We start from the raw sequence: 8344 nt of genomic DNA, 5'->3' as shown, positions 1-8344 counted from the left end.
ACTTTAAACCTTTTGAGTAAAATAGAGTTTCCTACTACAGAAATATCACTTAATACCATCGCGATGGCTGAAATTGTAGGCGTAAGTAAAATCCCGAAATAAGGATATAAAACTCCTGCTGCTATAGGGATTGCAAGAATGTTGTAAATAAATGCCCAAAATAAATTTTGTTTGATTTTACTTACAGTCTTCTTACTTAACTCTATCGCAGAAATGACATCCCTTAGATCATCTTTTATGAGCACAACGTCTCCAGCAGATTTTGCTATATCACTACCAGATCCGATCGCTATCCCTATATCACTTTGAGTTAAAGCTGGCGCATCGTTGACCCCATCCCCAACCATTATAACGATTCTCCCATCCCTTTGCAATCTTTCGATCTCTTTTACCTTGTCTTGTGGCAAGACTTCTGCTAAAACATTTTTTATTCCAAGCTCCATAGCTACATAATTTGCAACATTTTTATTATCACCGGTCAGCATAACCACTTCTAACCCCATTCTCTCAAACTTCTGTACGGCTTCTTTAGAAAATTCTTTAAGGGCATCTGCTACTCCTATAACACCGATCGCCCTTTCATTTAAAGCGACGATTATAGTTGTAATCCCACTCTCCTGTAAAGATAAAATTTCCTTTTCAAATGCTCTTATATCGATCTTATATTCATTCATGAGGGCTAAGTTTCCGACTAGAATCTTTTTATTCTGATGCTCTACTATGACCCCCTTTCCCGGTATGGCTTCAAATTTTTCAGGATCGTCAACTTCGATCCCCCTCCTCTTAACCTCATCGATGATGGCTTTGGCTATGGGATGCTCAGAATTCTTCTCAGCGATCGCAGCCCACTCTAAAGCCTTTCCATTGATCACCTTGACGACTTCTAACTTCCCTTTAGTTAAAGTACCAGTTTTATCCAAAACGATCGTATCGGCTTTATGAATTAGCTCTAACTTTCCCGCATCCCTTATCAAAATACCAAGTTTTGCCCCGTTCCCCATACCGACCATTAGTGCTGTAGGTGTTGCCAAACCCAAAGCACAAGGACAAGCTATAACCAAGACGGAAACGCTCGCTGTCAATGCAAAAAGAAATTCTGCTCCTAAGATAAAGTACCAGATCGAAAATGTGATAAATGAAATCAAAACGACTATGGGAACAAAGTAGCCGATGACCTTATCGGCGATCCTTTGAATGGGTGCTTTGGTGAGCAAAGCATCTTCAACGAGCTTGACGATCTGTGCCAGTAAAGTTTCTTTTCCGACCCTCTCCGCCCTTATCTTCAATACACCAAATTTGTTGATCGTGCCCGCGACGACTTTATCACCCACCCTTTTATCGACGGGTATACTTTCGCCAGTAATCATAGATTCATCGACACTCGAATAGCCTTCGATAACCTCTCCATCGACAGGAATATTTTCACCAGGTTTCACTAATAGTATATCGCCAACCCTAACTTCCTCTAGTAAAGTTTCAATTTCTTCACCATCTCTGATCAATCTAGCCTTCTTCGGTTTGAGCGAAATCAACTTCTTTATCGCCTCTCCTGCCCTCTTTCTTGTCAACTCCTCTAAGAAATGGCCGAAGTAGATGGTCGTTAAGACTGTTGTCGAAGCCTCGTAAAATACATGCCCTTCAAATAGAAACGTTGCCGATAGAGAATAAAAGTAGGCTACAGAAGTGCTCAATGTGACCAAAACATCCATATCCGCGATTTTATTTTTTAATGAAAACCAAGCCCCTCTATAAAATTTATATCCAACCAAAATCTGGACGGGTGTAGCTAAAAGGAATAGTAAGATATTGTATTCATGAGAATAGTAAAACATTTCGATGATGAATACAGGTATTGTAAATACCAAACCTATTAGAAATATCGTAAGCTGCTTTCTCACTTTGTACCTTTCCCTTTCTTCGTCCAAAAATTCTTCTATTTCTCTATCACGCACCTCGTAACCGATCCTCTTAATCGCCTTCTTAATCCCTTCCTCATCGATTTCTTCAGAATTGTAAGAGATGATAGCATCCTTTGTTGCAAAACTTACAGAAGCATCGATTATACCCCTTAATCTTGATAACTCTCTTTCTATATTATTTGCACAGCTAGCACAATGCATGCCTTCTATCTTTAGAACGATCTTCTCCTTCTTCATCTTATTCATTCCATTTTAAACTCTAACGAACGATTGTTAATTCTATCTAATTAAAGTTCGCTTTAATCTATCTTATAATATTTTTGAAATTTAATAGTAGAATTTTAAAGGTTATCCTAAAGATGTCGTTGAGCTAAGTGATAAAATCATCTCATGTTGTGGTTATCAACAAGTTTTTAAGTTTGGAAGCCAAAGTTAATAAAGGTTGGAAGATTTTCAAATCAAAGTACGTTGGATCAAAAGAAGTATAGGGGTCTTGGCAATAATCTTAGCATTCCTTATCTTGAATAACATACAAAGTTACAACCTACCGAATATTGTCATCCAAGTGGTTACCGCAGCATCGAACTTCTCCACTACATCTTCTAATTCGACGATCGAGCCATTACATGCAGTTAGAGTAATAGTGAGAGTCTTGAAGGTATCAAATCATGAACTTCACCCATTACAGTACTTTCAAGTCACAGCTTATAGAGTAACGTTCCTTGAAAATACGAATGAATCGATTTTGGTCCCTTTCTCCTCACGTCTAACCAATAGATACGGATACGCCATATTCCTATTACCTGCGGGAGATTATATATTGACGGCTGTTCAGCAACATCACCATATCGATAATGTAAGGATTAAGCTCAATATGAGTGATAAGGAGATTTTGGTAAATTTGATGATTTATGAAGATATTGTAAAGCCATCCCTTCTACGCTTTTACGATAAATATGGCGAGGAAGGTGTAATCGAATTTGGTGATCATCTAGAAGTTTGGTACCCTTCGTTTGGTCTACAAAAACCTCAATTAATATTACTCAATTTCAATAAAGTGGAGATAAAGATGTTTATAAAAGAATTGGCTGAGTTAGGTAATATTTCACACATCTCTCTATCACCCGCCACGCCCTTACCTTTATCCGAGATCCGTAACCTCGACTTTACATTATCCTTCTATAGGTATAAGGTGGAGGTACTTAAGAGGGGTTGAACATCATCCCCGTAGCTGTAGATTACAAATTCTTATTCATCCTCACAACCATCGCAATCCCAGCTTTGGGAATTCTTATTCTAATAGGTCTGATATACCCTATATTAAAGGGGGTCGATCGATCGTATAAAAAGCCCGATTCGAAGATCGTAACCGATATCGATAAAGATACCGAGCCTCAAATCATAAACCCGATAGTGGCTGTAAGGAGCTTGTATGAAAGTGGAAGGTATCGTGAAGGTATCTTGTTGGCTTATAGGAGTGTGAGAAATCATATAGCGAATATGCTTCAGGTTGATACCGATAAGAGTCTTACAGAACGGGAAGTAATACTCCAAATCCTAGATAAATCCCCTAAATCTACATTTGATACGAATCTCATTAAAGAATTATATGAATTATACGAAGTAGCGAGGTTTAGTAATAGGGAAGTTTCTGAAGGTGAACTTTACAAGTGCATTCAAATTCTAACATCGATATACGAAGAGCCATCTATAAAAGGTATGTTGAAGGATGGTGTAAAGTAATTGGATCTATGGTCAATCTTACCACTAATTACCACATTTACCTTGGTGATCGTATTCCTTCACTATATACGAATAAGAACAGATTTATCTTACCTTAAAGAAGGTCGTAAAAGTATTTGTAGCGAGAGTATATATGCAAAAGCTATTGAGGGTTTGAGCGAATCTCCACCAAATTTTAAAGAGGTAGTAAGATTTATGGAAGAACGAATCGTAGCACAAGTTAAAAATCTATATGAAAGTGGTAAGTATCATGATAGTGTAGATGGAAAGGTTCAGGACTTTCTCAAAAAGTGCGCTATTATAAGGTCGAAGGGTAAGGTTTTAGATAGCGAATTCAGAACATTATATAAAGATTTTGTAAAGATCAAAGCCCTATTGAGGGAGTATCATGGGTTATGAGTGATCATAAAATTCCAAAAATCATTTATGAGAGTATGCTACGTGAAGTAACAAAGGTAGTCGTTGGAAAGACCGATATTATTAAGATGCTTACAGTAGCACTCTTTTCAGAAGGCCATGTATTATTGGAAGGTGTTCCGGGTGTAGCGAAGACACTCCTCGCCAAAGCTTTTGCGAAGTCTCTAGGATTGAGTTTTAGAAGGATCCAATTTACACCCGATATGCTCCCATCCGATATTGTAGGAACATTCGTCTTTAATCAAAAGATTCAAGACTTTGTATTTAGAGAAGGCCCGATCTTCGCCAACGTGATTTTAGCGGATGAAATCAATCGAACAGCCCCTAAAACCCAGTCCGCACTTTTAGAAGTGATGCAGGAGAGGCAGGTAACGGTCGAAGGTTTTACCAAAAAGGTAAATAGCCCATTCATCGTAATCGCAACACAAAACCCTGTTGAGCATGAAGGTACGTACCCACTCCCTGAAGCCCAGCTCGATCGATTCATGTTCAGACTGATCATCGATTACCCTACACATGAAGAGAGTGTGAAGATCCTTGAACTCGCATCCTTAAATGTCGACCTTAATTCGATATCGAGTGTAATCACCGCAGATGATGTATTAAATGCACAATCTGTGGTGAAGAGCGTCTATGTAGATTCTGACATTATGCACTATATCACCGCCATTATAGAATACACTCGAAATCATAAAGAAGTGATGTTGGGAGGGAGCCCAAGGGCTTCGATTCATCTTTTAAATGCGAGTAAAGCCTTAGCAGCAATTTACGGGAGAGATTATGTAATACCGGATGATGTTAAAGAATCAGCCTTTCATGTGTTAAACCATCGTATATTGTTAAAGCCCGAATTCTTAATAGAGGTTAAATCTTTCGATGACCCATTCCATTATAATAAGCTTCGCACCATCATCTCTGACGCTATAAATCATGTAGAACCACCGAGGTAATAAATTTGAAGTTAACGACAAGAGGGAGTACAACAGCATATTCACTATCTGTATTGACCGTAATCAGCTGGATCATTCATGACTCGATGTTTATAGCCACATCTACCGTACTCTTTTTACTATTCATCATCGAAGCTGTACGCTTCTATTTACTGAGTAGAGAGTTGAACAAGCTTAAGTTCGAACGTAATGTAAGCCAAAGAGTAGCTTTTGTGGGCGATGTTATAGATGTGACTTTAACGATTAAGAATATGGGGAGTAAATGCTTAAGTCGATTAGATATCGAAGATGAATTACCTAATACATTTCTTATAACCTCTGGATTTAATCGAGCGCTCATCAAGTTGGATGGTAATGGTGAGTATGAGCTCAAGTATAAAGCAATTCCTCTCGAAAATGGTCAACACATCTTTAAAGGTATCTTAACACGCCTTTACGACCCTCTCATGCTCTTCTGGACTCTATGTGAATTCGAGCTTACCACGACGATCAAGGTTTATCCTAAAGTCGAATTCTTACGAACGATTAAAAGGCAGAGAGTGCTGTTGCCGAGACCACACTTCGAAGGCTATCAACTTTATAAGAAGGGCGTGGGGACCGAATTTTATGAGATTAGAAAGTACAACCCTGGGGATGATTACAGACTTATAGCGTGGAAAGCTACGGCACATTCGCCTGAATACGAATTGATGACAAAGCTACAAGAAAAGTACAAGATTACAGAGTTATTTATAGTGATCTGTAACGAAAAATCTATGGGTGATGGTTATGTGGGGAAGAGGAAGATCACGAAAGTTGTAGAAGCAGCACTTTCTCTTGTAATATTGGCTGGTGAGAATAGCCGGATCAATCTCATCTTCTTTAACCACCATGAAAAAGTTCAGATCGAATCGTGTATGGGTAAGAATCGCTTTGTAAGAGCATTGAATATCTTAAATACGATTCAACCCGTGAATGTAGATGATCCATTAAAGGTTTTGGACTATTTAATAATGAAGGGGTGTTCAAAAGCTTTAATCTTCATAATTCTTAATCCACTTTCTCATATAAAGCCCCTGTTATCGAAGCTCAAGGTTATTAAAGGGAGGCAGAACTTTATCCATCTCTTTATCCTTAACACTTTGCAATTCTTACCCCCTCCCGACGATATGAGCATCAAAGTCAAAGATATTTACGATCTATTAAGTGTTGAGGAAAGGCTGAAGATGGATGAATTTGTATCGAGTTGCATATCGGAGGGTATAGTGGCGAGGGTCTGTGGTCCAGACGATCTTTTGAGTAACATTATAAATCAATACAAATCGTTGACGATTCAGGTGTGATATAATTGAATCTAGCTTTATTCAAAGTAGCTAGAGTTGCATTCTTTTTAGGATTTCTTCACCCCATACTTCATTATGCATCATCGATAAAGTACCATCGATTCCTCACGATGATCGGAGAGCCGTTCATCATGTATAACATCAACATGGTAAGTGTAATGTTGGTGACATTTACGATCCTATGGCTCGCCTTTGGTAATGAATTGAGAAGTAAGCGTATTCAGACGATCGGTACATTCACAGCGATGGGTTGTGTTCTACTACCTTCATTACTTCTACTTATATCGATAGGTATGATGGGAAGCATAGTTCAATTTGTATCGAACCTCTACCTGAGCTGGATTGGGGCTGTAGTGGTAATGTTACCTATCTTATGGATCTTCAAATTGGCAAATAGTACCCTTAATCTGAAAGATGGTGTCACTGCACCTATAAGCTATAATATAGCAGGGTATCTTTCTATAATTTTCTTAAATTCGATCGAAAATTTAAGATTGAGAAGTATGATGGAGGTTGATAGCCTTTCGTATATAGGGTTAAGAGCTTTAATAATGTTGGCTGATTTTATATCCTCCCTATTAAGTAGTATCATACCAATATCTACAAGGAGAGCCTTCTTCATTTCAGAGTTATCGAGTTTAGGCGAGTTGCCGACGTGGTTGATCGCGATCTTTGTAATAACCTCTGCAACGTACTTTTACTTTAGATTGGGGCTCGGTAAAGATGAGTCGATTTTAGAAAGAGGGTTCAATCGATTAGAATCTATTACCATCGAATCAACTTTATTTAGTATCGGTATATCTATCTTAACTGCAGTAGTATTAACGGCCACTCTATTTTGGATCATAGAGTGGTCTTCATCTCTCGGTTTACCTATAACGATAACCCTAGCAATATTATTGATCGCTATATGTGTAATGGAATTGTTGAAGAGGGTTAATGGTTAATTGAAGAAGGGGAAGCTTCATTTCATCATTATCATAATCATATTTATATTCCTTTCATTCCCACCGTCTCTACCTATAGCCTTGGGGGAAGTAAAGATCGAGATAGGTTTTTCACCAAAACGCCTTTTTGATGTGAATATTGGTACACCGATCTTTATGCCCTCCGAACAACTCTGGATAAACGTATTTAATGAGGCATCTGTAAGGTTGAAGAATCCTCTTGGTAGTGTGGTTAGATCCTTAAGAATTGCACCCAATACACCAACGTTACTCTACACATTCAACCCATCAGATATTCAAGGAGTATGGCAGTTAGAGGTAATTTCTATGGCAAGGAGTAGAGTGTTGCCGATTTATGTAGAAGGGGCTGCTTTAAATATCGATGCCGAGCCGCCCAGATTTACTCTACAGAACAATACGTTGCTTATTCAAGGCTTTATCACGACAAAGAATATCAATCATGAAGGTGGTTTGCTCCTCCTCGTCGATCAGAAGGTAGAGAATCAAACTACAACTATCTCATCAAAGTCTACCTTGGAAGGTATGCCTATTTATCTCGATATCGTTCAAACACCAAGCCAACCGGGAGTGTTGATTTTGAAGCCATACGCGACAGGATTGAGTTTTACTACATCAGCCTTGGCATGGGCTGAGATCTCTCTCAATCTTCCATTGATAAAGGGTGAAGGAGATCGGTCAGCGATCATCTATATGAGCGAAGTAGTTACGAGGACGCCAAAGATTTTACTGAATATTACTGCAACACCTAATGAAGTGATCAAATTACGACTACCGAAGATCCATGAAGTAGATAGGAGCGGGACGGTACCTTTCAGACCTTCAATAGGGCTCATTACCTTTTATCTTCAGATCGATGATTTGATCTATACGCTCAATACTAAATTTTTGTTCATTCCAGAAGCCTTTAACAAGTCTATAAAGGAACTTGTAACCTTACATCCATTGTCCAATATACTACCTTATAGGTTTTCACTCGATCTACAGAATCTATCCAAGTATCAAATCATCTTAATTCTAAAGGTCAA

8 protein-coding genes are annotated in these 8344 nt (G+C 38.4%); 7 read left to right on the top strand and 1 reads right to left on the bottom strand.

What is annotated here, in order from left to right:
* Window positions 1-2156: heavy metal translocating P-type ATPase (locus NZ896_05840; GenBank protein ID MCS7116974.1), on the bottom strand; the 2156-nt coding region annotated here is incomplete at its 3' end.
* A gap of 205 nt (window positions 2157-2361) precedes the next feature.
* Between NZ896_05840 and NZ896_05835 the strand changes: the two genes are divergently transcribed.
* The 7 genes from NZ896_05835 to NZ896_05805 all read left to right on the top strand — a co-directional run.
* Window positions 2362-3135, top strand: a complete 774-nt coding sequence (locus NZ896_05835; GenBank protein ID MCS7116973.1) for a hypothetical protein — start codon at window positions 2362-2364, stop codon at window positions 3133-3135.
* Window positions 3132-3662, top strand: coding sequence for a hypothetical protein (locus NZ896_05830; GenBank protein MCS7116972.1), 531 nt, complete (start codon window positions 3132-3134; stop codon window positions 3660-3662). Before NZ896_05835 ends, NZ896_05830 begins: the two co-directional genes overlap by 4 nt.
* Complete coding sequence (locus NZ896_05825) at window positions 3663-4061, top strand: hypothetical protein (GenBank protein MCS7116971.1); 399 nt, start codon at window positions 3663-3665, stop codon at window positions 4059-4061. It abuts the gene before it with no gap.
* Entirely contained in the window at window positions 4058-5029 is a 972-nt protein-coding gene (locus tag NZ896_05820; GenBank protein ID MCS7116970.1) for a MoxR family ATPase, read from the top strand. Before NZ896_05825 ends, NZ896_05820 begins: the two co-directional genes overlap by 4 nt.
* 5 nt (window positions 5030-5034) lie before the next feature.
* Window positions 5035-6351, top strand: coding sequence for a DUF58 domain-containing protein (locus tag NZ896_05815; GenBank protein ID MCS7116969.1), 1317 nt, complete (start codon window positions 5035-5037; stop codon window positions 6349-6351).
* 5 nt (window positions 6352-6356) lie between these two features.
* Window positions 6357-7298, top strand: a complete 942-nt coding sequence (locus tag NZ896_05810; protein MCS7116968.1) for a hypothetical protein — start codon at window positions 6357-6359, stop codon at window positions 7296-7298.
* On the top strand, window positions 7299-8344 hold a 1046-nt coding region (locus tag NZ896_05805), incomplete at its 3' end, for a hypothetical protein (protein ID MCS7116967.1).

It is taken from the genome of Nitrososphaerales archaeon, assembly GCA_025058425.1.
Taxonomy (GTDB): Archaea; Thermoproteota; Nitrososphaeria; order Nitrososphaerales; family JANXEG01; genus JANXEG01.
Note: the sequence above shows the minus strand (reverse complement) of the source record. Positions and strands in the feature narration are given on the sequence as shown.